Here is a 25,034-nt window from a genome sequence, read left to right as displayed (position 1 = left end):
AGGTTTGAATAATGGTTAGTGTTTAGGAAATAGAATATTCGGGGAAAAAAGACTGTTTGTTGTTCTATTGTTGTGATTTAATGGGTTTGGTAGAAGTAGTGAAAGATATTGTATGGCCCAGATAATCTGGGTATTCGTTATGGAAAAGCATTTCTCGATATTGGAGTGCCTTAATAGGTATTGTCAGGAATTAGGATCATGTGGGACCAAATCATAGCTATCTGATTCAGCCGTGGATGAGGACCTTTTTATATAACGGTTATCCATTGGAGTTTAGAATCAGCATTCTAAGGTTAAGGGCTTACAATGTTCTTTTGGACAGGATCATGGAATGGTTATCACATTGTTTGGGGATCGCATGAGTCAAAATTAACGAGTTATAGAGGTTTAACATGGTATTTTCATCAAGACAGAGTTGGCATTATTTAGAGCCCAAAATCCAAGAATTACATGAGATATCATCCAAGCTTAATTTTAGATATCTTTCTGATGTTAGAAGCGGAAGTCGTTTCCTTTTTGAAATAAATGAACTCATCAGAACGGTTAATCATGAGATAGGTACAAATTGCTTATCTGCTGATGGTGGTATTGCAATCCTGCAAGATGAAATAGATAACCTAAAGAGACAGGAATTTGACCTGTTAATGAATGATAGCCAGATATATATGATTGTTCAAAAAGAAAAAAAAGAAGAAGAGGATGAAACAATCAATTTAACTTTGAAAGGAATTGGTTTTGTTAGCGGTGGTTCTCAAATCTTTGCTGGTCTTGGCGTGTGTGTGGCCTCTCTTGGCGCAGCTTGTGCCGGTTTTGGTGTACCTCTACTGATACAGGGAGAAAATAATGTTTATGAGAATGGATATTACCTGTTATTAAGGAAAGAGGTTTCAGGTCCGGTAAGGGATGTTTATCGTGATGCAGCTAAAACGCTTGGTTATAGTGGAGCTGATGGTGATAGAGTTTACGGCTATGTAGATCTGGCGTTGTCTGGGTACGGAATGGCAAGATCTATTGTGAGGCCCGGAACGTTTCGTTTATTTCGGTATATAAAAACTGATTACATCAGAGGATGGCAGGAGATGGGGAGGATACCTTTGATTGCTGAGTTTTTTGGTGATGCTGCGACTGGTTTCAGTATTTATTCGATTTCTAATGGTGAAAAAAATGAATGATGATGTGACGTTATCCTATTACAATGTCTTTTTTGTAATTATTTATTACGCAACTTCTATTTTCATGTTTATTATACTTCTTAAGCTAAGGGGGTATTTAAAGACCCATATCCGAGAGGTGATTTTTTCTATTTTTCTTTTGATTGTTAATGCTGTTCAATATAATATTTTGGCAAATGGTGGTATTCTGATATATATATTCCCACATTATTTTAGTATTTATGATTATAGATCAATCCGGTTTGGTGCTTTGTTTTTTCTGATTGCATATTGTTTTCTAATGCCTGTGAGTAAATCTTATAGTGAGGAGGAAGAAAAGCAAAGCGGAAATAATGGTAAAAAAAATGAATGATGATGTGACGTTATCCTATTACAATGTCTTTTTTGTAATTATTTACTACGCAATATCTATTTTCGTGTTTATTGTACTTTTTAAGTTGAGAGGGTACGTAAAAATTTATATTCAAGCGGTTGTTTTTACTATTTTTCTTTTGGTTTTTACTGTTATCCAATATAATATTTTATTAAATGGCGGTGTTCTGATATATATATATCCACATTATTTCAGTATTTATGATTATAGCTCAATTCGGTTTGGTGCTTTGTTTTTCTTTATTGTATATTGCTGCCTGATGCCTGTGAGCAAATTTTATCGTGAGGAAAGAGAAAAGCAAAGCGGAGATAGTGGTAAAAAAAATGAATGATGATGTGACGTTATCCTATTACAATGTCTTTTTTGTAATTATTTATTACGCAACTTCTATTTTCATGTTTATTATGCTTCTTAAGCTAAGGGGGTATTTAAAGACCCATATCCGAGAGGTGATTTTTTCTATTTTTCTTTTGATTGTTAATGCTGTTCAATATAATATTTTGGCAAATGGTGGTATTCTGATATATATATTCCCACATTATTTTAGTATTTATGATTATAGATCAATCCGGTTTGGTGCTTTGTTTTTTGCAATTGCATATTCTTGTCTTCTTACTATGAATAAACCTGATAGTGAAGAAAAAGAAAAAGAAAAAGAAAAAGAAAAAGAAAAAGAAAATGATTGATATTTATTTAATAGCTTATAGAGTGAAATTTATTTTGAAGTTTGTTTTGAGGTTTATCTATACCTTATGGATTTCAAGATGCATCGCGACGGCAAGGGAGTGAATCCCCGGGAGCATAGATAACTATGTGACTGGGGTGAACGAGTGCAGCCAACAAAGAGGCAACTTGAAAGATGACGGGTATAAATACCTCCCGTTTGGGAGGTGGTATCTTATTGGAAGCTAATATACCGTATCTTCCCATATACTATAACCGCCGGTCCCTGCGATAATATGGTTCCACGTTATACTTTTATATATTAACGATAGAGTTTCTTGAGGTTGCTGGTCATTATTTTCTAAAGAGTTAGGATGGAGTACACTGTATTCCAATATTTGAGCTCCGATTAGCTTTAAATTAAAATATAATTCTAATCCTCCATTTAAACTTGTCCGATAATGGTTAATAAAACAATCCATTACTTCATTATTGGAAATTGCAACCCCTAACAGAGGCGTTGATTTATCAATGGGTTTTCTAATTATCACCGGTTGATGTTTAACGTTTTTCTTACGTAACATTGAGTGGCTCAAACCGTAAACCAGAATTTCATCTTGATGGTTAACTTGGTATTTATTACCAATCGAGTCAATTGATGAACAACCCGCGGAGATGAGTCCCTGATTTTTCCCTTTTATCGTCAAATAGATTAAGTCAGCCAAAATATATTTACTCCTATGTCATTGGTATGAATGATGTAGATAAGAAAGTAGTTTGGTTTTCAGACTCGTCTCTTTTTCTTCTAACTTTCGTCATGCTGCCAAGAAGGTAAAACGTAAGTATGCTTGCCTGTTTGGAGAGCATTTTGAAATATCCTAAGTTAGTATTAAAGAGAAGAATGCTAATCAAGGCTCTTTCCATTCCTCAAAAATAGCGAAATTTGATTAAAAGTCAATCTTTTTGGTTGGTTTTAAAGCAATTGTTTATTGACGATATCGGTATTATTAACACGACATTCAGTAATGCAGATTTTGACTTTGAGAGATTTTGTTGGGAATTATTACTTGTTGATTTTAGTGATAGGCAAGGAGAATGTAGCGTTATTCTTGGGGGGATAAATATGAATAGAGGTTTATAGAGAAAGAACGTGGAGGGGAATAAGGAATATTGATGCCGCGTGAGTCCCGCTGGTTGCAAATATATACTACTTCACAGTATAGTCTTGAGAAGTAAAAACATGATCAGAGTGTACTGGTTTATTATGAGAACCCTGTAAATTAATAATTTATTAATCTACGAGATATTAGTGGTATCCAAATATAGCTCTATATTTAGAGCTGAATTTTGAGCTATATATGGCAGTGTTAAGTGGAGGTATTCTATATGTTACAGAAGGTTATGTGTGGTTACACCATACCGATAAGCAAGTTCAAAGCCAATCCTAGCGCGGCATTGGCGGAAGCCCAAGGAGATGCTATTGCTGTCTCATCAAACAATCAGATCCAGTTCTATGCTGTGCCTGCACATATGTATGAAGAGATTATTAATTTTGTTGAGTTTGCTCAACGGGGAACAACTGAGTTAAAAAACATTCCTGCTAATTTTACTGGTGAAGGTTTAGATATGAATCAGGTTGCTACTGAGATGGCAACGAAACTCAAACATGGTTCCACTGGAGACTACGAGGAATGGTCATAAAAAGCATACAAATTATCGGTTGTGAAATATTAAGAGTGATACGAGAACAAAACCCTCGGGCAGAATATTCTGTCCCGGGTAATTTAGTGATTTAAACGAAGTTGTATTTTATCGTTATATTGAAGCGTTTTATACCCTATGGATTTCAAGATGCGTCGCGACGGCAAGGGAACGAATCCCCGGCAGCATAGAGAACTATGTGACCGGGGTGAGTGAGTGCAGCCAACAAAGAGGCAGCTTGAAAAATGACGGGTATATTTATTTTATTTCTGGCATCACACCAATAAACGATCTCTTTTTCCTTGGCTCAGATATCAGAGATTCAAGTTGTTCAACACATTTCAGATAATGAGGGGTTTGCTTGTGTGTGTTAGCCGCGTTTTCATCAACATAGGCTTCATAAATATAAAAGCGGGTAGGGATATTTTCATCCCGTAATACATCAAAACGTAAATTGCCTGCTTCTTTAATTGATCCCAGATGATTGAGGCGAAAAACTTCAATAAATTCGTCTAATTTGTCTTGCTTAACATTAATTTCAACCAAAGTTACGTGCATCTCGATTCTCCTTATTGTTTTTCACTTAAAAATAACTCGTAAGCTTTGCTGGCATTCTCATTCTGGTGTACGACGGCTTGAACCGCTTTTAACATGGCAACCGGTGCTTCGGATTGGAAAATATTACGTCCCATATCAACACCGGCAGCCCCTTGATCAATAGCCTGGTAACACATCTCCAGAGCTTCTTTTTCTGGTAACTTTTTACCACCAGCAATCACAATAGGAACGGGACATCCGCTGGCAATACGCTCAAAGCCAGTATCGACATAGTAAGTTTTAATAATTTGCGCGCCCATTTCGGCCGCAATGCGCGTCGCCAGAGAAAAATAACGTTGATCCCGAACCATATCTTTCCCAACGCCGGTGACTGCCATCGTTGGCATACCGTAACGCATTCCCTGATCGACTAATTTGATAATGTTCTTAATTGATTGATGCTCATATTCAGAGCCGATATAAACCTGAGCGGCTACTGCACAGACATTCAGGCGTAAAGCATCTTCCATCGCAACCGCGACTGCCTCATTGGACAGCTCCGTCAGAATCGAGTTGGCACCGGAGGCACGCAAGACCACCGGTTTGTTGGTCGCGGGTGGAACTTGACTACGCAGGATACCGCGGGTGCACATTAAGACATCGGTGTGGGGAAACAGCGGAGCAATATTGATATCGATGCGTTCAAGCCCGGTTGTTGGCCCCTGAAAATAACCGTGGTCGAAAGCCAACATCACCGTTCGATTGGTTCTGGGATTAAAAATGCGTGAAAGTCGTGATTGCATTCCCCAATCCAGTGCGCTACAGCCTTTTAGTTCAAACAGGCTGTTCTTCTGAGGAATATCAATACCAAAATCTTTACCATCTTTAATATCATCTAAATCTGCCATTTTTCTTCTCCTGACTCACTTACATTGGTCCAGCAATCATGCATGGCAGAGATTGCTGGACAGTCGTATTAGAAATCGTATTGGTTGATATTGTCTTTGGTGAAAATAACTCGTTCAGGCAGAACAACAATACCGTTTCCTTTGGCTTCATAGCGGTAACCCTGAACGCGGTTTGGCACCACTTCAACAATGCCAATATCGGGAATATCTAGTTTATCGCCGACATTTAAGTCACCTTTCTTGAGTAATTCATTGGCGACATGAATTGATATTTTGCCTTGGTTGACCACATCCCAGAGCCCGAATTGCTTGACGGTTCCGCGTTCAACATAAGGGCGCATGACATTGGGGGTGCTGAAACCCACGATTGCAACATCTTGTCGTTGCAGATTTTCCGCCGCTTGTGCCGCGGCTGGCAGGGCATTGGCATCTGGGGCAATAATGGCGTCCAGATCACTCCAGGCTTTTAAGATCCCTTCTGCGGTTTGTAAGGATTTGGTTGCATCGTTATAACCAAACTGGGTGGTAACAATTTCCCAACCCGGATGTTCCGTGGCAATTTTATCTTTAGCTTCTTTTACCCATTGGTTCTGGTCAGTTACCGTTGGGCTGGAGTAGAAAAACGCGACCTTGGCTTGCTCTTTTTGCACCTGATTAGCCGCCATATCCACCAGCATTCCGCCCAATTGGGTTGGCGTTCCTTGGTTAATATAGATAGAACGACATTCCGGCGAAGTGTCTGAATCCCAGGTTAGAATTTTCACACCTCGTTGCATGGCCCGTTTTAACGCGGGGCATAGGCCATCCGGTGAAACCGCAGAGACCACAATAGCGTTATAGCCTTGGTTCACAAAGTTGTTGATAAGTTGAACTTGCCCGGCAACACTGGGTTCTGTTGGCCCATCATAGGTCACATTGACACCCAAGGTTTTCCCGGCGGCTACCGCACCTTGGCCGCCACTGGTAAAAAAGCCGACACCGACCAGTTTAGGGATGAAAGCGATTCTTTCGGCGGCGTGTACCCAAGAGGCGCAAGCCAGACTTAACAGGCTAATTAGAGCCAGTTTTTTCAGGATTAATGTTTTCATTACTCTCTCCATATTGTTGGGTTTCAGAGGGGTTGTAATGTCATAAAATTCAATCTGTAAGTTTATGAAGACAATCTCTGATTTCGCCATCGCTGTATCCAGTCACGGATTTGGTGGTGGTGCAGGCTGATGGAACGTCCTACCACGGCAATAATCAACAGGGCACCGGCGAGGGCACTGGCGACCTGATTGGGGACGCCAGCCATCAGTAACCCCTGTTGTAAATAACCAATTAATAATATAGCCAGCGCGGTGCCGATGATTGAACCTGAACCACCGTAAATATTGGCTCCGCCCAATACTACCGCGGTGATTGCTGGCATCAGAAATGACGCGCCGAGGTCAGAGCGCGCTGATCCAAAATAGGAAACTAATACAATGGCGGCAATAGCAGAAGCTATGCCGGTCAGGGAATAGAGAAGATATAGGGTTCGGGCAATAGGAATTGCCGCGTAACGGGCAACTTTACTGCTTTGTCCAATCAGAAAAATATTGCGTCCACTGTGGGTACGATGCATGAACAGCCAGAAAATAAGGACACAGAGTAGAAATAGCATCAATGGCATAGGCAGGCCAAACAAAGTCAAATTAGCGAAATCAGTCAATGCTTGTGGAAAGCCGCCAATACCTTCGTAACCGGTTGCCCCGGAGATGCCGGAAAGCAGCAGGGCACTGCCACCGAACAGATATAGGGTGCCGAGTGTGATAACTAGTGGGTTAATGCCGGTATATAAAATCAGCGCCGCATTGATTATTCCACATATTGCACCGACCAGTAGCGTCAAAGGAATAGCGGCGGCCATTGGAATACCGGCCTGATTCATCACTCCGAGCGATATCGCGCATAAACCAATGGTTGAACCGAATGAAATATCGATACCGCCACTGACAATAACCATAGTCAGTGGCAAGGCCACAATCCCGATACAGATAAAATCACTGGTACTTAGCAACAATATATTGATATCCAGCATGCGCGGGTTGGCTATACCAAACAGCAGTATTTCAATAATCAGTAATGCGACTAAGGCCAATTCCCAGCCATAACGTTGACCGATATTCATTATGTCACCTGATTACTTTTGTCATTTTTGAGGAAACGGGCATATTTTTGTTGGCGGATATTTTTTTCGATGGCACAACGAAGGCGTCCGTCAAAAATCAATACCGCCAGCAGAACAAATCCGGCAATAAAATCATTCCACCAAGCAGGGAGTTTTAGCAGTACTAATCCGCTGTTTATCTGCGTCAGGAAAAAGGCGCCTAAAATAGCGCCGATCACTGTACCGGTGCCGCCAAGCAGACTGATACCGCCTAGCACGCAAGCTGCGATAGCTCTCATTTCCAGCCCACTGCCGGTCTGATTTGGGATAAAACCAATTTGGGAAGCAAAAACAATTCCGGCCAGCGCGGCCATGACACCATTCACGGAGAAGGCGATAATTTGAATGCTATCTGTACGAACGCCCAGTTGACGAGCGCCTTGCAGGTTGTCTCCTGTGGCGTAAAAGCTCCGGCCAAATGTGGTTTTTGCTAGTATCCACGCCATTGCTAATATCAGGATTATTAACAGCCAACCGATCGGTGAGATATTGAGCCATAAAGGTGCGGAAAGGCGCTTTAATTCATCTGGTAAGCCTTCAATCCATTTACCGTCAGTAAGCAATAACATCAGCCCACGGTAAAGCCCCAACGTGCCGAGGGTGGTAACGATCGCGGGAATTTTCAACCAAGTGACCAGTGCGCCATTGAAGAATCCGGCACACATGCCGAGCAGAAGAGTCAACAGGCAGGAAACGGGCAGGTTAAAGCCGGCATTCAGTGACATTCCCATAATGACCGCGCATAAGCCGGCAATCGAGCCGACAGAGACATCGATATTGCGAGTCAGCATGACCAGTGTTGCCCCCATTGCAAGCAAGATAAGGATCTGCGCACTGCTAAAAACGAGGGTAACAGTTTGTAAGCTAAAGTACAGGTGGTCGATAACACTGAGTAAGCCAAATAGGCAGAGAATGGCAATCAATGCGGTAATTTCGCGGTTATTCTGGATAAGTTTCAACATGATGCCGCCTGTTGTGGTTTATGTTCGCCGAAGGCGATATGCATAATGGTGTCAACATCCATCTGTTGCTTAGTTAATTCGCCATTGATTTCTCCCTGATGCATGACTAATACCCGATCAGCGATTCGAACCACTTCATCCAGATCCGATGAAATAAAAATAATGGCTACTTGCTGTTGGGCGATATGACGAATCAGTTGGTAAATATCATTGCGTGCCGAGACATCCACACCACGTGTAGGTTCATCAATAATCAGGACTGCGGGGTGAGCTTCCAGACATTTAGCAATTAGAATTTTTTGTTGATTACCGCCGGACAGCGTTTTGATCGGTTGGTTAATATGACTGAATTTGATATTTAGGATTTGGCAATAGTGTTCAAGTACCGCTGTGTCATAGGCAGGACGTATCCAGAATGTATTGCGGTTGTGGGTTAGTGAGCAGATATTCCAGCCGAGGGATGAATCCAGAAATAATCCTGATGACTGTCGATCTTCCGGCAAATAAACCAAACCCTGAGCCAGACGTTGAGCAGTTTTTAGTCCATTCACAATATGTTGTTTTAACTTGATTTCGCCGGATACCGCAGGGCGCAGGCCATAAAGTGTTTCAGCCAGTTCTGTACGGCCTGCACCAACAACCCCGGCCAAACCAAGAATTTCACCAGGTTTCACTGAGAATGAGATATTGCTGAAACCCTCGCCGCTCAGTTTGGTGACTGTCAATATTGGTCGATCAGGTACTGTCTGGCGTTGGTTATTGCTAAGATCCAGACCCAATTTTGGCGTGCCATTTAATGGCTGATCTTTCGCGGCTGGTGTAATGGCCTGAATAATGTCATCCGTTGTGTAATCGCGGATTTTGCCACTTAAGGCAATCGTGCCGTCACGCATGACACTGACCTGATCCGCTAGTTGGTAAATTTCAGGGATTTTGTGAGAAATAAAAATGATGCCGACACCTTGCTGTTGTAACTCGCGGAGCTGGGTAAATAGGCGTTCGGTTTCTGCTGGTGTCAGGGAGGCGGTAGGTTCATCAAGGATTAAGATTTTCGAACTACGCATCAGGCCACGCATAATTTCTACCAGTTGCTGATCGGCAACATTAAGGCTGCTAGCACTGACATGTAGATCTAATTGACAGCCAAGTAATGCCAATAGCTGTTTCATTTTCGACTTATCTACCTGATGCTTTGGCAAACGAAACAGGATGTTTTCCTGTACAGACAAATTCGGAAATAGCAATGGTTCTTGTGGTATCAGATAAATACCGAGTTGATGGGCTTTCGTGGGATTAAGATGGCTAACATGATTACCGCTAATCTTGAGCGTGCCTTTATCCGGCTGTTCGATACCGGCAATAATCTTCATCAGTGTTGATTTGCCCGCGCCATTACCCCCTAACAGAGCCTGTATTTGCCCTGGAAACAGAGTAAAATCAATATGTTTCAGTACCATTACGCCGGAAAATTGCTTACTGATGCCACTGACTTCTAATAGTGGTGGTACTGCGGTGTTGTTATGTAACATCGCGGCATCCTCTTACATGCAGGTGCGGAGGCAAACAAAATGAACATTTATGTATTAAAAAAACAATTGTTCAACATGGTAGCTGTTAAATTGTGATCTTGGCAATATTTAAATCATACTTTGTGAAAAATTTATATATTCATTGAATTGTGTTCAAATTTTTGCGGTAAAACTCTGGCGTGTTACACGTTTTAATGGTTATCTGTTGAGTGCGGATAAAAGAAAGTGGTTATGTCGATAAAATCAGTGAAAGAAAAATCAGCTAAAGAGAAAAATATATACCCTATGGATTTCAAGATGGATCGCGACGGCAAGGGAGCGAATCCCCGGGAGCATAGGGAACTATGTGACCGGGGTGAGAGAGTACAGCCAACAAAGAGGCAACTTGAAAGATGACGGGTATATCGTCTGAGGACACCAGTCCGGGTAATAGCATGAGTGAAGAAGAGCTGCTTGCGCGTATTGCATGGTTTTACTATCACGATGGCCTGACACAAGGTGACATCGGCGATTTGCTTGGTTTGAGCCGGTTAAAAGTCTCCAGATTACTGGAGAAAGGGCGGCAATCAGGCGTCATTCGGGTACAAATTAACTCTCGTTACGAGGGGTGTTTGGTGCTGGAAGATACCCTGCAAAAACATTTCTCTTTGAAACAGGTGCGCGTTTTGCCTGCACTGGCGAATATGAATCTTAGTGCCAGATTAGGGGTTGGTGCGGCACATTTGCTGATGGCATTGATTGAACCGCAGCAATTATTGGCCGTGGGATTTGGTGAAACCACCATGTGCGCATTGCAGCATTTAAGTGGTTTTATCTCATCACAACAAATTAGGTTAGTCACACTATCCGGTGGTGTCGGTCCTTATATGACCGGTATTGGTCAACTGGATGCCGCCTGCTCAATCAATATTATCCCCGCGCCATTACGTGCTTCCACTGCTCAGGTTGCTGAAACATTTCGTCAGGAGAGCAGCGTCCGAGATGTTTTGCTAGCGGCTTGTGCGGCTGATATTGCTATCGTTGGTATTGGTGCAGTTAATCAGCAACAGCAGGCGACAATTATGCGTTCTGGTTATATCAGTGGTGGTGAACAGCTCATGTTTGGTCGGAAAGGCGCTGTGGGCGATATCCTTGGCTATTTTATGCGCGCTAATGGTGAACTGGTGGAGGATATGCAGATTCATCAGGAGCTGATTGGTATCTCCATGCCAGAACTGAAAACCATCCCGACAGTGATTGGTGTTGCGGGAGGGGAAGAGAAAGCGGAAGCCATTATTGCTGCGCTGAATGGCCAATATATCAATGGACTGGTGACGGAAGAGCAGACTGCCAGAGCCATGCTGAATTTGCTGCGCTGAACCCTGTATTTATTCTATCCGTGAAAGTAAGCAGAAAAAATTTGAGGTAAAGCTATACCCTATGGATTTCAAGAGGGATCGCGGCGGCAAGGGAGTGAATCCCCGGGAGCATAGATAACGATGTGACCGGGGTGAGTGAGTGCAGCCAACAAAGAAGCAACTTGAAAGATGACGGGTATATAAATTCAAAAAGTAATTGAACTGAGGATAGCATCATGAATCAACGCCGTAGTGCTAATCCATCGGGAAAATATCTGATGGCGCTTGATGCAGGAACAGGGAGTGTTCGTGCAGTGATATTTGATCTTGAAGGAAATCAGATCGCCGCAGGGCAGGCTGAATGGATACATCAGCCTGTACCTGATGTACCGGGTTCAATGGAGTTTGATTTAGCGACGAACTGGCAACTTGCTTGCCAATGTATTCGTCAGGCGCTGAAAACAGCGCAATTGCCCGCCAGTGCTATTCAGGGGGTGTCTTCTTGCTCTATGCGGGAAGGTATCGTGCTTTATAACCGCAATGGTGAGCCGATCTGGGCTTGTGCTAATGTGGATGCGCGTTCCAGTCAAGAAGTGAGTGAATTGAAGGCGTTGTATGACAGCACTTTTGAATATGATGTGTATCGATGTTCAGGGCAAACATTAGCGTTGGGTGCCATGCCTCGTCTGTTATGGCTTGCTCATCATCGCCCGGATATCTATCGTCAGGCAGCCGCTTTAACCATGATCAGCGACTGGCTGGCAAATATGCTCAGTGGTGAATTGGCTGTTGATCCCTCCAATGCGGGTACGACAGGTATGCTGGATCTGGTGAGCCGTGACTGGCGTCCCGATCTCCTTGAGATGGCCGGATTGCGTTCTGATATTCTCTCGCCGGTAAAAGAGACGGGAACCTTGTTAGGTTACATCACGGAGAAAGCCGCTGCTCAATGTGGACTGAATGTTGGCACACCGGTCATTATGGGCGGTGGTGATGTACAACTTGGTTGTCTTGGTTTAGGTGTTGTTAAGCCAGCTCAGACTGCCGTTATCGGTGGTACTTTCTGGCAGCAGGTTGTCAATTTGCCGGCACCGGTCACTGACCCAAATATGAATACACGGATAAACCCTCATGTTATTCCCGGCATGGTTCAGGCGGAGTCGATTAGTTTCTTTACTGGCTTAACCATGCGTTGGTTTAGGGATGCATTTTGCGCGGAAGAAAAGCTGTTGGCGGAGCGTCTTGGCGTTGATACTTATAGCTTACTGGAAGATATGGCGGCCAGAGTTCCGGCGGGCGCTTACGGTGTCATACCCATTTTCTCTGATGTGATGCGGTTTAAAGCTTGGTATCACGCAGCACCTTCCTTTATTAACCTTTCCATTGATCCTGAGAAATGCAATAAAGCGACTCTATTTCGTGCATTGGAAGAGAATGCCGCGATTGTCTCGGCCTGTAACTTGGATCTGATTTCTGCTTTTTCCGCAGTGAAACCGGATTCACTGGTATTCGCGGGTGGTGGTTCAAAAGGAAAATTATGGAGTCAGATTTTATCTGATGTGACAGGGTTGCCGGTTCGGGTGCCGATGGTTAAAGAATCGACCGCTTTGGGGTGTGCCATTGCTGCCGGAGTGGGGGTTGGGCTTTATGATGCAATGGGGGCGACGGGGGAAAAATTGGTGCGTTGGCAACATGAATATCAGCCAAATCCTGAACATTGTGAAGTGTATCAAAAGGCTAAACAGGACTGGCAGGCGATATACGCCGATCAATTAACGTTGGTCGATCATGGTTTGACAACTTCATTATGGAAGGCGCCGGGATTATAGCTTGCAATGAGTTAATCTGCCGTATTGCTGGGTGCGCTCGTGCTGATAGGCGACTTGTGCACCAAGTATTCCCTTAATACCTGAAATTGTGTGATGTCGTGGTAGTGGTTTGTGATAACAGTGAATTTACCGGTATTCATGGTCTGGCTGCTTCAATAATACTGTGATGTGGATCTGGAATTGAAAGGTACCGACTGTATTTCTTAATATGGGAACAAATTCAAAAAGAAGAACTTCCGAAAGTCTTGGAACAAGCATATCTTCTTAATAATCCAGCTTTTTCTCATTTGGATATCCTAGAGCAAATGACTTATCTAGGCCAGCCTCTATATTTAACTATGACGATCAAGATGCCAATGCCAAATGTTCAGCATGCGTTAAGTGATTTTTTACACGATTGAATCTCAAAACCCGATCATTAGAGATCCTGATCTTCCCCCTCCTTCCTGCCAGGCTGGTTTTTGCGAAACCTCAGTATTCATTCCATGTGCCGTTGATAATCCATAGATTGATGTAAGACTCTTACAATTGTGATCCCATTTGCCATTAAACGAAAAAAGATAATATGTGAAGCAACCGGGAATGCCTTTAGCCCAAGTCGAACATGGTTGTAATTCCGGGCCAGCCCGGGAGCTTCAGCAAGTGTATGAAAAGCCTTGTCGATATTCTTGATATATTGATACGCTTTTTCCAGGCCAAATTCTTGATAACTGTATTCAAAAATAGCTTCTAAATCCTGTTCAGCTTTAGGCTTTAGAAAAAATATTTTACTAGACATTGTGTGTTTTATTTTTCATACGTGTGAGGAAAGTATTGAGATCCCATGCTACAACTTCGCCACTGTTATCACCTTCATCAATTAGCTGACGAAGCGCTTCCAGTTTGGACTCAGCTTGTTTTTCTTGTAATAACCGTAATCCTTCCCGAACGACTTCACTATTAGTTTTGTAATAACCTGATTCAACCAGGCTTTCTACAAAACCACGTAATTCTTCGCCGGTATCTACTGTCATTGTACGCGATACCATAATACACCTCATTCAGATAATTAATATTCTATAGTATAAGACATATTCTTACACTTCGAAAATATTTCATCACGTAGGACGTTCATTATTAGATTCCATTGGAATAACAGTAACGCAAGTCTATGGTATGACCTGTCGTTGTGTGTGAAGAGAAGAGCGATTGGGAGAAGCTCTCTAAATCCGTAAGAATATCCAAGAGGATGCGTCAAGGCATTGTCTCAAATTTACAAGGTCAAGTTTGTGTTATTGAGGAAAATACGGGATTACAGGTGCCTTTTGATGGAAAGACTGTTCAGTTATCAGGGCTGAGGTGCTAATAGGCCCATACCCGGCAACTGTTGCAGACGGAATATATTCTCATCCCGGTCAATCTGTGCATCGTTTTTTATCATCCGTTGCTGTATTTGGTATTGGTGCTGGATGTTTGCATATTGTGGATTGGTTTAGATAGAAATAGTTGCATGTTGCTGTTTCATATAGAAATTGCACAGCTGTTTGGTTTTATTCAACCAAGGGTGAATAAGCATGTAGGAACAAGATTTAAGTTTAGGATTTTTGATTATTAATCAAGTGGTAGGAGTTGGATTAGGTTCTTCTTAAGCTGTCCACTGTTTTGAAAATTTACTTTATTACTATTTCTTATTGTGACAGTAATCAAATTAGTTTTCTTGACTGATATAAGTAATTAAACTACTTTTTAATAGCTACCTTGTATAAGCTAATTCAAAAAAATCGATTGAGCAGTTGTCACAATATTTATGTAGTTAAGTTCCTTGTATGAGCTGGATCACACAAAAAGCCTTTTTAGAGCTGAAGATTAATATTGGTATGGTCTGTACATATTAAAAATATCTGAATTTTTAAATTAGTGTTAAGCCTGGAACGACTGATATTCCTAGGATTATGAAGGTAATCAGCAACTATTTGGGGGATAGTGGTATTCTATGCAGTGATGTCGGTTTGCACAAACAGTACGCTGGTTTATTAACCCGTACTCATATGCCTAATAGATTCATCTGTTCCAACGTGTGTGGAAGTTTTGGTTTCGGCCTTCCCGCAGCGTTAGCCGCGAAGCTTTGTAATCCCTCAGAAAAAGTTGTAGCCATTTGTGGCGATGGCGGTTTTCATTCTACAAGTCAAGACTTGGAAACAGCTGTTAGATACAAATTGCCAGTTATCATCATAGTACTGTCAGATTCTTGTTTCGGTTTAATAAAGTATTATCAAGGCTTACATAGTGAAGAACCGGTAAAAGGCATGACAGAGCTAGGGCCGGTTCAATTTCATTTATTGGCGAATGCTAACGGAATGAAATCTGTTTTACTCAAGAATCCAGAAGAACTTCCGAAAGTCTTGGAACAGGCATATCTTCTTAATGAACCGTTTTTAATTGAGATCCCTGTTGCTTACGACTATAACCTATTAAAGCATGTAGCTTGATTCGATGCATGATTTATGGATTTGATATACTTATAGAGTAAATTTATATGGACGCAAGAACTGACTATTTTATTCAGTCCGCATTAGAAGTTTTTGGAGAGAATCTCCTTGGTATTGTGGAAACTGATTCATATCTCCGTCAACCCGATTATTCTTCTCGGTGTGTGAGGCATTTCTACGTGATTTTACCTGATAATTTCGTCACAGGTTGTATTACATCGCTAAGATACCTTCAGGCGGAGTTTTTTGAGTTCACCCTAAATTATCTTACGATTAGTGAGTTATCATGTTATCCGCCTCATTGTATGTGGCAATTTACTAAGAATCCTTGGCTCTTACGGTCGGAAAAAATAAGTGATGTGGTACTCCCTAATATCAAAAGAAATCTTGATATATATAGACAAGCAGTTTTTAGCGTTGCTCATATTGCACGTCTTTACTACCTCAGAAACTTGACGCCAAAGACTCACGTTTGGGGAGTACGCCAGCTTGGTTGGGCAATGCGTTACGCCGAATTGGGGCTATATCGTTTGCTCGAATCGGAGGAACTATCTTGTATTCACAAAAATAGTGCATATGTTTTGAAAATACCAACAGAAGATCTTAATTGGCTGGTCACTTGCAATATATCTTGGCAAAAGTTTGAAAAAGAACTTTTATCCAATATTAATATTTTTCGTGATGCAGCGGCACGGTTAAGTGGAATCGCGGAGTACTATTCGACGTTGTTGCAGCACTTTTACCCGGAGACACGTATTGTTTCAGCACAGGGTAAAGTAGACGATCTTCTTTCATTACAACCGATTATTGATCAAGTGATTATTCTTTTAAGGCAGTTTATTGGAGATAGATTATTAGCCTTTTATCTCCACGGTAGTGCTGCCCGAGGTGATATGAGAAGTGGTTCAGATATAGACTCTATTGTTATCGTGGATAAGGTCGATACAGTTATCCTTGAAGCAATTCGCTCAACACAATCTAGGTTCAAGGATTTATCCATCTCTGTATATAGTGAATCGAATGTTCACCAGTATCCTAGTTTCAGAGCATATGCGCTCATTAATGGAACTAAGCGTGTCTATGGGAATCTTGCTTTAGAAATGAAACCGTCATTGAAAAGCGATATATATGGCATTATTAATAATTTATTTACTATAAGGCAAATAGCTCGTTCTTATCTGATTTCTGGTACATATGGACATCGAGCACATTATATGCTTGGGCTGATGATGAAACTTACCGATCACGGTTGCTTACGCCCTTTGCAAATCCTAAAAAGTGGTTTCTATCCAACAAAGAAAACTCAGGTTTTGGAATATTACAGAGACAACGAAATTCTTACTGGCATTATTAAGTATACGCAAAACCTAAAAGAAAGTGAGAATACGCTGAAGCAAAAATTGCTTATTGGAAGTCGAGAGGAATTAGAAAATTTATTCTATTCATTACTTGACGCATGTGAAATAGTGGCAGAGAAATTACATATGGTACAGGTCGAGAAGTCAATTTTATAGACGGAATGATGCTAGTTCTTTTAGCTAAACATATTACGATGAGTAAGATATTGATTCGTATCCAAACATCGTCATTAGCTAGTGTAATAATTTGATTATTGTAATCCTATTTAAATCAATGTGTCAGTTTAATGAACATATATTATGAAGAGGAATAGAGCATGACATCGAAAATTTTGGCAAGATCAATTAACGAATTTTTTGAAGTACAACAATTGTCAGACCAAACTATTCTCAAGCCAAATCGAAATTCAAGTCGCACATGAATACTGCTCTCCTTTGCTTTAGTCGTGCTGCTGGTTGGTTGGCTCATTACTATGACAGTATTGACAGTAAAGCGCCAATTCTGCGACCACAGGAGCTATATTTATGAAAACAAAGCATAAACCAGTACGGAAACTAATCGTATTTGGATGTGGTCCTCACTTTTTAAATAGATATTTAGATGTTCTATTGGAGTACCGCGATACCATTGAGGTTATGCTTATAGTTGATTTGAAATGCCGAGAAATGAAAATTCGCTGTGCATTAAATGAGAAGGGATTAAAGCCCAGAGCATACTTATTTCTTGATGAAAAATACAGAAATTATCCAGATTCAGACGAAATTTACAGGTTACTTTCTGCAATTCCAGAAGTCTATCAGGCTGATGCTGTTATAGTGAGCACTGAACCAAAAGCTCATAAAGTATATGCTCTATGGGCAGCCGAAAATGGACTGAACGTGTTCATGGATAAACCAATAACCGCCCCTTATTCGTCAAACGCGGAAAATTTAATGATAGATTTTGCAGAACTATTGACTGCTTCGAGAAAAACCAACAGTAGATTTGTAATCAGTTGTGAACGTCGAATGCAATTTGGATATAGATATGTGGAAAAGTTTCTAACTGAATTCATGAGCTCATTCCAAATACCTATCACATCAATGCATGTTCATTTTGGTGGCGGGTGGTGGGTAATTCCATCGGAAATGCTCAATTTGGAAAACCATCCACTTAAATACGGTTATGGAGTATTATTTTATTCTGGGTATCATTATTTAGATCTGGTTGCTCGCTTTGCACTCTACAATAAAAAAATACAGGATATAGACCTCCTGAAACCACATGTCAAAACAATGGTAGTCCGCCCAAATGCGCTAGCGGAAGCTCTACCATTTACGACTTATTCACATGCCCTTAAGGAAGAGGATAAAAATCAAGATCAAATTGCACATCAATTGTCGGACTATGGTGAGTTAGACTTCTCAGTAATAGGAAATTATTCCAAAGGTATTCAACATCGAATGTTTTTCAGCATGGATCTGATAGAAACAACCTTAACTGGCAGGATAATGCCGAATAGTATTCCAAGCGATGGACGAATACGACAGGAAATCGTAAATATTCATCTAGGGCATTTTTGCTCAATTAGCATCGTATCGAATTCTTTTCGGAAACTGACAGAAGGTGACACGATACCGGAAGATTTTAGTATAACTATTGCTACCCATCCAATGTTTACCCGGAGGGGAGAACAAACTGTGTTACGAATCAACCGCAAAGATCTATCACAGTTAAACCCAAGCCTCCCTCTATGCGCGGGCTTGAATGTCCACGCAAGAAAAGAGCAGCTTCGCGATTTTTTAAGTGGTGGAGATGCGAACTCAGAGTTATCAACTCACGAAAATTCAGTTGCATTGCTTGCTGCGGTTTATGAACAGGTCTCTAAGACAAACACAGTTCCTCAATAGTTCAAGTAGAGTAGAGGCCGAGTTATGAACGGAAAATTAGATCTGCTACCTTTTACTACATTTGTTCGAGGTTTCCTTTTTTGGGCCGCAGCTACCGCGGCCGTGGGTTATATACCTTTGTTTGTAGAAACAACGGATTTTTCCACAACACAAGCAGCCGTCTTCCTATCGGGAACTGCTATTGGAAGAATGGTATTCCAGCCTATTATGGGGCAATTTATCTCACCTAAAAATTGTTTACAGATATATACCGGCGCATTAATTGGACTTATGTCTTGTAGCATCTGTTTATTCCTTTTTAGCAACCCTGTTAGTTTACTATTGTGTTCCAGACTGCTGGAAGGGGCTTTTTTTTCAGGATTCATTATATCTTGGCGAACGCAGCTTAATAGATTTTCCCAATCTCCGAATTTTGAGTCGGTGAATGATAGCTATGTTATTTCCCAAAATGCTGGGCGTTTAGCGGGCCCAATGGCAGGTGGGATTATCGTTGCGAAGTTTGACCTTTATAGTGTTTTCTTATTCTCAGCAATTCTGTATTCCTTGTGTCTGATAATATTGCCCCAAAAAACTGCTATTACATCTACTGACAATCATAGTCGTGAACATATTCGGATAACGTTAGCTCAACTCCTTAGTCGTAATTGGAGGTTACTTCTGGTTCACCATCTGGAATTTATGTGTCTTGGTTTATGGTTAGCCTCATGGCCTATCTTTGCTGTATACGCTAGTGGATTCAATCCAATAGAGGTTGGCTATTCGTTTGCTGTTGCGGCTGCGGGAGGTTTTTTTGTTTTACCACTGCGTAAGCTGTTACGAAAAATAGCTTTAAAGGCACAATTCGTCATCTCTCTTATACTTTTGTTTTTGCAACCGAGCGGTGCTCTTTTGATATCAGCTCACTTAGGCTTTTGGGTAATGTTACTATTGGGTGGTCTTGGCAGTACCATTTATTTCACTGCCTTTCATCAGTTTATATCGAAGACTTATCCTGTTGAACAAATACCTGCAATTTATGGATTCTTAGGAACAAGTACTTTCTTAGCTCAAGCAGTCGGCCAAGCTGTAACACCATATGCTCAGCAATTTGGTGGAGTTGATGCACCAATTATTATCGACGCTATATTGCTTCTTATCATGATATCAATCGCTTTTAGCATATATAAAAAAGGGAGTGAGAAATATGACTGATTCTAATTTTTTCTTAAGTGAATATGATGGTGTCGCGCTTTCGCCTATTTCATTTCTAAGACGAGCAATACTGAGTAATGGAGATGATATTGCTGTCATAGATGGAGAATCTCATTGGACTTGGAGCCAATATGCATCTCGGTGTGAAAGGCTTGCAATAGCTTTGAAAAAAATGGGCGTTTGTAAAGAAACAGTTGTGTCCGCGCTTCTACCCAATATACACGAGCTTCTTGAATTACATTTTGCGGTTCCAATGGCAGGCGGTATCTTGAATGTGCTCAGTACCCGAACGGACTCAAATACTTTAAATTTTATATTTAAAAAACTTAATCCTAAGGTATTGTTTATTGATAGAACCTTTATTTCACTGTTGGATGATGTTTCTCTAGACAAACAAGTAAAGATCATCGTTATTGATGTGGATGGAGCAGTCATTTCAGAATCAATTTCTTACCGGGAATTTATTCAATATGAATCGCTGATAACTACGCATAAATCGGGAGAGTTGTCTTTTTCTCTACGAGATGAACAAGAGGCGATCAGCATAAATGTAACTTCAGGAACAAGTGGACAACCTAAACTTATTGTCTATTCTCACCGTGGCGTGTTTCTTAATTCTATTTCTAATGTTCTGGATTGGGATATACCAAAACGACCGACGTTCTTATGGACGTTACCAATGTTTCACTGTAATGGGTGGTGTTTTCCGTGGGCTATCACTGCTCGGGGAGGTACACACATCTGTATGCGCAAGTTTGACGCAGAAGAAGCGATATTGCTAATGCAGAAGCATAAGGTAACACACTATTGTGGAGCGCCTATTGTCCATTGCGCATTAGGTACTATTGCGCGGAAACAAGGGCTGCATTTTAAGGAGAAAATTCATGGATTAGTCGCAGGTGCGCCGCCTACAGAGATGATGTTTTCTCTATTAGATTCCATTGGAATAGCAGTAACGCAAGTCTATGGTATGACTGAGACATATGGCCCGGTCGTTGTGTGTGAAGAGAAGAGTGATTGGGAGAAGCTCTCTAAATCTGCAAGAATATCCAAGAGGATGCGTCAAGGCATTGTCTCAAATTTACAAGGTCAAGTTTGTGTTATTGAGGAAAATACGGGATTACAGGTGCCTTTTGATGGAAAGACTGTTGGTGAGCTCGTAATTCGTGGAAATATGGTTGCATCTTATGATCCAGATCGGCATGTGACTCTTGATGCAGCAAGTCAATGGCTTTTCACAGGGGATCTGGCTGTCGTTGAAAATGATGGCTATGTCAGAATTGTAGATAGAAAGAGAGATATTATTATTTCTGGTGGTGAGAATATTTCCAGTCTGGAATTGGAAAATGTACTGTCAAACTATCCCGGTGTTTTAGCTGCTGCCGTTGTAGCAAAGCCAGATTCACATTGGGGTGAAGTACCGTATGCATTTATAGAGCTCGAAGAAACTTCATCAGTTACAGAGTATGAACTGGATAATTATATTTGTACGATAATGGCGCGGTATAAACGCCCTAAAGGATATACTTTTTTAGCTTTACCTAGAAATGCGAGTGGAAAAATCATAAAAGAGCAATTAAGGCAATTGATTAGGAATTGCTGAGATCCAAAAAGTGGGATAGGTTTTTAGCATCACAAGTTTTTCGTTATTACTAATATGGATTTTAATCTGTGAATTCAGAGAACAGAGATTTTAAATTAAAGAGATGACTATCAGGCAATAGAAATCTCTCAGGAAAATATTATAAATTGAAAATAATAACATCAAATATGTTTTTCATGATGATAATGTGGATATTAATAAAATTAACGCAGGAAACATTGAAAATAAATTTCTTTACATCTATGATTAAACTGATAATTTATCTTTATAGTTAAGAGGAGTGAATTTTATGACATTGGTGATTTAAGATGAATAGCACTAAAACAGTCAGTATCCAACATGTTATTAATAATCAAAAATTCTCGAAAGTTCAATGGCAAGTATTAATTTTATGTTTCTTAATTGTTGTTATTGATGGTTTTGACACGGTATTAATGGGGTATATTGCACCAGCCGTGGCCAATGATTTTAAAGTAGAAGGTGCTATTCTTGGGCCGGCTATGAGCGCCGCTCTTTTGGGGCTATCGTTGGGTTCAATTTTTGCCGGTCCACTTGCAGATCGGTTTGGTCGAAAATCAGTGCTGACAATTTCCGTCACTGTTTTTGGTCTGCTTAGTCTTGCTACCGCTGTTGCAGATTCAATACAGACATTAACTATTTTGCGTTTTTTGACTGGATTGGGTCTTGGTGCGGCAATGTCAAATGCAATAACTTTAATATCTGAATATGCCCCAGAGAATCGGCGATCTTTGTTAATAAATATCGTTTTTTGTGGTTTTCCTCTTGGTGCAGCGGTGGGTGGGGTAATTTCCGCATGGATTATTCCACATTTTGGTTGGCAAGGGGTTTTGATTTTAGGGGGTATTCTGCCGTTATTTCTATCGCTATTTCTCTTTTCTCTATTACCTGAATCACTTAGGTATTTGGTTTCGAAAGGGGGGGCAGAAGGTAATATAAGAAAAATTTTGTCTAAAATGACCGGCAATACTTTAAATGATATAAATAAGTTTACCTTTGATGGAGAAGAAATTATACATAAGTCGTCAATTAAAACGGTTTTATCCAATCGATTCTTAGTTGGGACGATAATGTTATGGATGACCTATTGCATGGGAGCATTGGTTTTTTATGTTCTGACAAGTTGGATGCCGTTTTTAATGAACGATGTTGGTTTCAGTATTAGCATGGCGGCAACATTGACAGCATTATTTCCTTTGGGCGGCGCAATAAGCACGGTTTTTTCCGGTTGGCTAATGGATCGAATTAATCCTCATAAAGTAGTTGCAACTAATTATGCCTTGGCTGGTATTTTTGTCTTTTTTATTGGTCAGGAAGAAAATGTATTATTATTGAGTATTCTTATATTTCTTGCCGGGATAACGATGAATGGCGCTCAGGCGTCGATGGGAGCAATCTCTGCACAATTTTATCCGACTCATTGTAGGGCAACGGGTGTTGCCTGGATGTTAGGATTTGGAAGGTTTGGTGGGATTTTCGGTACTTTATTTGGCGCAGAATTGATTAGGCTTGAATTAAGTTATAGCACTATTTTTGCCATTTTATCCATTCCCGCTATTTTAGCGGCTTTATCATTAACATTTAAGGATGTGAGTTATAGAAAGCATAAATAGATAATTTTATAAGAATAACAAGTGGTTAATATATTCTATACCCTATGGATTTCAAGATGCATCGCGGCGGCAAAGGAGCGAATCCCCGGGAGCATAGCAAACTATGTGACCGGGGTGAGTGAGTGCAGCCAACAAAGAAGCAACTTGAAAGATGACGGGTATAAATGGTTAATCTTGAATAATTGAAATATGAGGGGATACTTTGCTGTTAATTAATTGGTGAAGAATGTTTGATACTATGTTGGATTGTAAATATTAATATCTATGTTATTTTTAAAATAATATCAATCATAAATTTTAAATTAATTCCGCTATTGGTTTTTATGATTTTAATAAATAATTGGCTATAGGTGTTTAGTTATAAATATATATAGTGAAAAAGTTATTTTTTATATTTTAAATTTGAATTAAATATAGTGTGTCTTAAAATTAAATTATTTAAATTGGAGGGTGTTTAAATAGGATTTCATAATACCGATACAGTTAGTCTATTTGATTAATATCTGAACAGTGCAAATTTGATGCTTGATAGACCGTACTAACTCATAACTCTGCTATATATACCCTTGCTACACAAGGAGTTGTACGAAGTGGAGCACTATTTTGGAAAGTTATTTATTTACAACAACTATTCAATGAAAGCCATTCATTTAAATGAGTTTTTAACTTGTATTCGCATAATAATAACCACTTTATCAAAATATCGATTACCGCCAGATAATATTTTAAGAATGAAATTTCAGAATGAAGTCAAATGACTTACCCATCACCAAATTGAAATTATCAATAGCTCATCATCCAATATATAGCTTTTCTGGTCAACCCTCAGCCCATTCCATTTCTGGAGGGGATCTGGGGCAACAGCAGGGTATTCGGCAAGCTTTCATTAATAAAATAACCGCCGATCTCATCAATAAAGGGTGTCATGAATTCTGTTCAGATGTCAAAATCAGTAATAAGCGGTCACATCAGGCGCATGAACATTGAAGTTTTAACGAAACAGAACGAATCATTTGTTTCTGCAAACAACTCACCTAACCGCGCTCCCCATATTTTTAGGGTGTCATTTCGCCCCCGATAAAGTTGCTTCAGTCTGACCGGTTTCAGCTTCGCCGGGCAAACGTAAAAGTCCCTTGTATAGCCAGCATTTTAAATAAGAACAAAAATGCCGATCTTGAATATCGGCATTTTGCTGTAAAAGAGAAGATTAATTTAACGCTTCAATTTTATCCCGGCTCAGTCCGGTACTGGTGACAATAATATCCAAACTCACGCCATGCCGTAATAAGGCACGAGCCGTTTCCACTTTACCTTTCTCTCGGCCTAGTTCAATACCTTCCTCTCGGCCTTCCTCTCTGCCTTCTTCTCGACCTTCTTCTCGACCTTCCTCTCGACCTAGCTCAATACCTTGCTTGATACCTTGCTCAAGCCCTTTTTGTTCAAGCTGTTCTGCAATAGTCATCAACATCGTTTCATGCTCCGGAGATTGCTGTTTCAGTCTGACCGGTTTCAGCTTCGCCGGGCAAACGTAAAAGTCCCTTGTATAGCCAGCATTTTAAATAAGAACAAAAATGCCGATCTTGAATATCGGCATTTTGCTGTAAAAGAGAAGATTAATTTAACGCTTCAATTTTATCTCGGCTCAGTCCGGTACTGGTAACAATAATGTCCAAACTCACGCCATGCCGTAA

At 40.6% G+C, this 25,034-nt stretch carries 23 protein-coding genes and 1 pseudogene; 14 read left to right on the top strand and 10 right to left on the bottom strand.

From position 1 onward, the window contains the following. The first annotated feature begins 392 nt into the window (after positions 1-392). From SLS51_RS12895 to SLS51_RS12880, 4 genes are read left to right on the top strand one after another with little or no spacing between them, the layout of a single operon-like run. A complete protein-coding gene (locus SLS51_RS12895) occupies positions 393-1,172 on the top strand; it encodes a DUF4225 domain-containing protein (protein ID WP_323839024.1) in 780 nt (259 codons plus the stop codon). Continuing rightward, positions 1,165-1,524, top strand: a complete 360-nt coding sequence (locus SLS51_RS12890) for a hypothetical protein (protein ID WP_113041774.1) — start codon at positions 1,165-1,167, stop codon at positions 1,522-1,524. Before SLS51_RS12895 ends, SLS51_RS12890 begins: the two co-directional genes overlap by 8 nt. Beyond that, a complete protein-coding gene (locus SLS51_RS12885) occupies positions 1,517-1,876 on the top strand; it encodes a hypothetical protein (RefSeq protein WP_323839022.1) in 360 nt (119 codons plus the stop codon). The genes SLS51_RS12890 and SLS51_RS12885 overlap by 8 nt, the downstream gene beginning before the upstream one ends. Further along, complete coding sequence (locus SLS51_RS12880) at positions 1,869-2,231, top strand: hypothetical protein (RefSeq protein ID WP_323839020.1); 363 nt, start codon at positions 1,869-1,871, stop codon at positions 2,229-2,231. The genes SLS51_RS12885 and SLS51_RS12880 overlap by 8 nt, the downstream gene beginning before the upstream one ends. 222 nt (positions 2,232-2,453) lie before the next feature. Here SLS51_RS12880 and SLS51_RS12875 read toward each other — a convergent pair whose 3' ends face one another. Beyond that, on the bottom strand, positions 2,454-2,933 hold the full coding sequence (locus SLS51_RS12875; protein WP_011147363.1) for an Hcp family type VI secretion system effector: 480 nt from the start codon (positions 2,931-2,933) through the stop codon (positions 2,454-2,456). Positions 2,934-3,594: 661 nt separating this feature from the next. Here SLS51_RS12875 and SLS51_RS12870 point away from each other — a divergent pair. Next, positions 3,595-3,909, top strand: a complete 315-nt coding sequence (locus SLS51_RS12870) for an antitoxin of toxin-antitoxin stability system (protein WP_323839018.1) — start codon at positions 3,595-3,597, stop codon at positions 3,907-3,909. A 258-nt stretch (positions 3,910-4,167) separates the two neighbouring features. On the opposite strand, the gene lsrG is transcribed toward SLS51_RS12870, so the two are convergent. The 6 genes from lsrG to lsrA form a co-directional block, all read right to left on the bottom strand. Next, complete coding sequence (lsrG, locus tag SLS51_RS12865; protein ID WP_165578497.1) at positions 4,168-4,467, bottom strand: (4S)-4-hydroxy-5-phosphonooxypentane-2,3-dione isomerase; 300 nt, start codon at positions 4,465-4,467, stop codon at positions 4,168-4,170. An 11-nt stretch (positions 4,468-4,478) separates the two neighbouring features. Continuing rightward, on the bottom strand, positions 4,479-5,354 hold the full coding sequence (gene lsrF / locus SLS51_RS12860) for a 3-hydroxy-5-phosphonooxypentane-2,4-dione thiolase (RefSeq protein ID WP_323839016.1): 876 nt from the start codon (positions 5,352-5,354) through the stop codon (positions 4,479-4,481). A 68-nt stretch (positions 5,355-5,422) separates the two neighbouring features. Next, a complete protein-coding gene (gene lsrB, locus SLS51_RS12855; protein ID WP_323839014.1) occupies positions 5,423-6,442 on the bottom strand; it encodes an autoinducer 2 ABC transporter substrate-binding protein LsrB in 1,020 nt (339 codons plus the stop codon). Between the two features lie 62 nt (positions 6,443-6,504). Further along, positions 6,505-7,506 (bottom strand): autoinducer 2 ABC transporter permease LsrD, encoded by a 1,002-nt coding sequence (lsrD, locus tag SLS51_RS12850; RefSeq protein ID WP_323839012.1) that lies wholly within the window; start codon positions 7,504-7,506, stop codon positions 6,505-6,507. Then, positions 7,506-8,507, bottom strand: coding sequence for an autoinducer 2 ABC transporter permease LsrC (gene lsrC, locus SLS51_RS12845; RefSeq protein ID WP_323839010.1), 1,002 nt, complete (start codon positions 8,505-8,507; stop codon positions 7,506-7,508). The genes lsrD and lsrC overlap by 1 nt, the downstream gene beginning before the upstream one ends. Further along, complete coding sequence (gene lsrA / locus SLS51_RS12840; protein WP_323839008.1) at positions 8,501-10,036, bottom strand: autoinducer 2 ABC transporter ATP-binding protein LsrA; 1,536 nt, start codon at positions 10,034-10,036, stop codon at positions 8,501-8,503. The genes lsrC and lsrA overlap by 7 nt, the downstream gene beginning before the upstream one ends. A 392-nt stretch (positions 10,037-10,428) precedes the next feature. Here lsrA and lsrR point away from each other — a divergent pair, with 392 nt between their 5' ends. Continuing rightward, positions 10,429-11,394 (top strand): transcriptional regulator LsrR, encoded by a 966-nt coding sequence (gene lsrR, locus SLS51_RS12835; RefSeq protein ID WP_323839006.1) that lies wholly within the window; start codon positions 10,429-10,431, stop codon positions 11,392-11,394. A gap of 215 nt (positions 11,395-11,609) precedes the next feature. After that, positions 11,610-13,202: an autoinducer-2 kinase gene (gene lsrK / locus SLS51_RS12830; RefSeq protein ID WP_323839004.1), complete on the top strand. Its 1,593-nt coding sequence runs from the start codon at positions 11,610-11,612 to the stop codon at positions 13,200-13,202. A 478-nt stretch (positions 13,203-13,680) separates the two neighbouring features. On the opposite strand, the gene SLS51_RS12825 is transcribed toward lsrK, so the two are convergent. Both SLS51_RS12825 and SLS51_RS12820 read right to left on the bottom strand, forming a co-directional pair. Further along, on the bottom strand, positions 13,681-13,980 hold the full coding sequence (locus tag SLS51_RS12825) for a type II toxin-antitoxin system RelE/ParE family toxin (RefSeq protein WP_323839002.1): 300 nt from the start codon (positions 13,978-13,980) through the stop codon (positions 13,681-13,683). Then, complete coding sequence (locus SLS51_RS12820; RefSeq protein ID WP_323839000.1) at positions 13,973-14,230, bottom strand: type II toxin-antitoxin system ParD family antitoxin; 258 nt, start codon at positions 14,228-14,230, stop codon at positions 13,973-13,975. Before SLS51_RS12820 ends, SLS51_RS12825 begins: the two co-directional genes overlap by 8 nt. 903 nt (positions 14,231-15,133) lie before the next feature. On the opposite strand from SLS51_RS12820, the gene SLS51_RS12815 reads away from it, so the two are divergent. The 7 genes from SLS51_RS12815 (at position 15,134) to SLS51_RS12785 (ending at position 24,330) form a co-directional block, all read left to right on the top strand. After that, positions 15,134-15,670: a thiamine pyrophosphate-dependent enzyme gene (locus SLS51_RS12815; protein ID WP_323838998.1), complete on the top strand. Its 537-nt coding sequence runs from the start codon at positions 15,134-15,136 to the stop codon at positions 15,668-15,670. 47 nt (positions 15,671-15,717) lie between these two features. After that, positions 15,718-17,184 (top strand): nucleotidyltransferase domain-containing protein, encoded by a 1,467-nt coding sequence (locus SLS51_RS12810; protein WP_323838996.1) that lies wholly within the window; start codon positions 15,718-15,720, stop codon positions 17,182-17,184. 369 nt (positions 17,185-17,553) lie between these two features. Continuing rightward, positions 17,554-18,918, top strand: a complete 1,365-nt coding sequence (locus tag SLS51_RS12805) for a Gfo/Idh/MocA family oxidoreductase (protein ID WP_323838994.1) — start codon at positions 17,554-17,556, stop codon at positions 18,916-18,918. 24 nt (positions 18,919-18,942) lie between these two features. Continuing rightward, complete coding sequence (locus tag SLS51_RS12800) at positions 18,943-20,109, top strand: MFS transporter (protein WP_323838993.1); 1,167 nt, start codon at positions 18,943-18,945, stop codon at positions 20,107-20,109. After that, positions 20,102-21,712 carry an AMP-binding protein gene (locus SLS51_RS12795; RefSeq protein WP_323838991.1) on the top strand — a complete coding sequence of 537 codons (1,611 nt, stop codon included), beginning with the start codon at positions 20,102-20,104 and terminating at the stop codon, positions 21,710-21,712. The genes SLS51_RS12800 and SLS51_RS12795 overlap by 8 nt, the downstream gene beginning before the upstream one ends. A 308-nt stretch (positions 21,713-22,020) precedes the next feature. Beyond that, positions 22,021-23,343 carry an MFS transporter gene (locus tag SLS51_RS12790; protein ID WP_323838989.1) on the top strand — a complete coding sequence of 441 codons (1,323 nt, stop codon included), beginning with the start codon at positions 22,021-22,023 and terminating at the stop codon, positions 23,341-23,343. Positions 23,344-24,087: 744 nt separating this feature from the next. Then, the gene (locus tag SLS51_RS12785; RefSeq protein ID WP_323838987.1) at positions 24,088-24,330 is read left to right on the top strand and encodes a hypothetical protein; all 243 of its coding nucleotides are present in this window, start codon (positions 24,088-24,090) and stop codon (positions 24,328-24,330) included. Between the two features lie 220 nt (positions 24,331-24,550). Here SLS51_RS12785 and SLS51_RS12780 read toward each other — a convergent pair. Next, positions 24,551-24,844, bottom strand: a pseudogene (locus tag SLS51_RS12780) (Rpn/YhgA-type helix-turn-helix domain-containing protein); the annotation flags it as partial. Positions 24,845-25,034 lie beyond the last annotated feature (190 nt).

This window comes from Photorhabdus africana, from assembly GCF_035181445.1.
Classification (GTDB): Bacteria; Pseudomonadota; Gammaproteobacteria; order Enterobacterales; family Enterobacteriaceae; genus Photorhabdus; species Photorhabdus laumondii.
The sequence above is the reverse complement of the archived record's forward strand: the minus strand, read 5'-3'. Positions and strand labels throughout refer to the sequence as shown.

Excerpts from the sequence above, each read along its gene's own strand:
- lsrF (WP_323839016.1), bottom strand. The coding sequence starts at position 5,354 with ATGGCAGATTTAGATGATATTAAAGATGGTAAAGATTTTGGTATTGAT.
- SLS51_RS12790 (WP_323838989.1), top strand. The coding sequence starts at position 22,021 with ATGAATAGCACTAAAACAGTCAGTATCCAACATGTTATTAATAATCAA.
- SLS51_RS12800 (WP_323838993.1), top strand. The coding sequence starts at position 18,943 with ATGAACGGAAAATTAGATCTGCTACCTTTTACTACATTTGTTCGAGGT.
- lsrD (WP_323839012.1), bottom strand. The coding sequence starts at position 7,506 with ATGAATATCGGTCAACGTTATGGCTGGGAATTGGCCTTAGTCGCATTA.
- lsrC (WP_323839010.1), bottom strand. The coding sequence starts at position 8,507 with ATGTTGAAACTTATCCAGAATAACCGCGAAATTACCGCATTGATTGCC.
- lsrA (WP_323839008.1), bottom strand. The coding sequence starts at position 10,036 with ATGTTACATAACAACACCGCAGTACCACCACTATTAGAAGTCAGTGGC.
- SLS51_RS12885 (WP_323839022.1), top strand. The coding sequence starts at position 1,517 with ATGAATGATGATGTGACGTTATCCTATTACAATGTCTTTTTTGTAATT.
- SLS51_RS12825 (WP_323839002.1), bottom strand. The coding sequence starts at position 13,980 with ATGTCTAGTAAAATATTTTTTCTAAAGCCTAAAGCTGAACAGGATTTA.
- SLS51_RS12815 (WP_323838998.1), top strand. The coding sequence starts at position 15,134 with ATGAAGGTAATCAGCAACTATTTGGGGGATAGTGGTATTCTATGCAGT.
- SLS51_RS12805 (WP_323838994.1), top strand. The coding sequence starts at position 17,554 with ATGAAAACAAAGCATAAACCAGTACGGAAACTAATCGTATTTGGATGT.
- SLS51_RS12870 (WP_323839018.1), top strand. The coding sequence starts at position 3,595 with ATGTTACAGAAGGTTATGTGTGGTTACACCATACCGATAAGCAAGTTC.
- SLS51_RS12810 (WP_323838996.1), top strand. The coding sequence starts at position 15,718 with ATGGACGCAAGAACTGACTATTTTATTCAGTCCGCATTAGAAGTTTTT.
- SLS51_RS12795 (WP_323838991.1), top strand. The coding sequence starts at position 20,102 with ATGACTGATTCTAATTTTTTCTTAAGTGAATATGATGGTGTCGCGCTT.
- SLS51_RS12880 (WP_323839020.1), top strand. The coding sequence starts at position 1,869 with ATGAATGATGATGTGACGTTATCCTATTACAATGTCTTTTTTGTAATT.
- lsrK (WP_323839004.1), top strand. The coding sequence starts at position 11,610 with ATGAATCAACGCCGTAGTGCTAATCCATCGGGAAAATATCTGATGGCG.
- SLS51_RS12820 (WP_323839000.1), bottom strand. The coding sequence starts at position 14,230 with ATGGTATCGCGTACAATGACAGTAGATACCGGCGAAGAATTACGTGGT.
- SLS51_RS12890 (WP_113041774.1), top strand. The coding sequence starts at position 1,165 with ATGAATGATGATGTGACGTTATCCTATTACAATGTCTTTTTTGTAATT.
- SLS51_RS12785 (WP_323838987.1), top strand. The coding sequence starts at position 24,088 with ATGAAGTCAAATGACTTACCCATCACCAAATTGAAATTATCAATAGCT.
- lsrB (WP_323839014.1), bottom strand. The coding sequence starts at position 6,442 with ATGAAAACATTAATCCTGAAAAAACTGGCTCTAATTAGCCTGTTAAGT.
- SLS51_RS12895 (WP_323839024.1), top strand. The coding sequence starts at position 393 with ATGGTATTTTCATCAAGACAGAGTTGGCATTATTTAGAGCCCAAAATC.
- lsrR (WP_323839006.1), top strand. The coding sequence starts at position 10,429 with ATGACGGGTATATCGTCTGAGGACACCAGTCCGGGTAATAGCATGAGT.
- lsrG (WP_165578497.1), bottom strand. The coding sequence starts at position 4,467 with ATGCACGTAACTTTGGTTGAAATTAATGTTAAGCAAGACAAATTAGAC.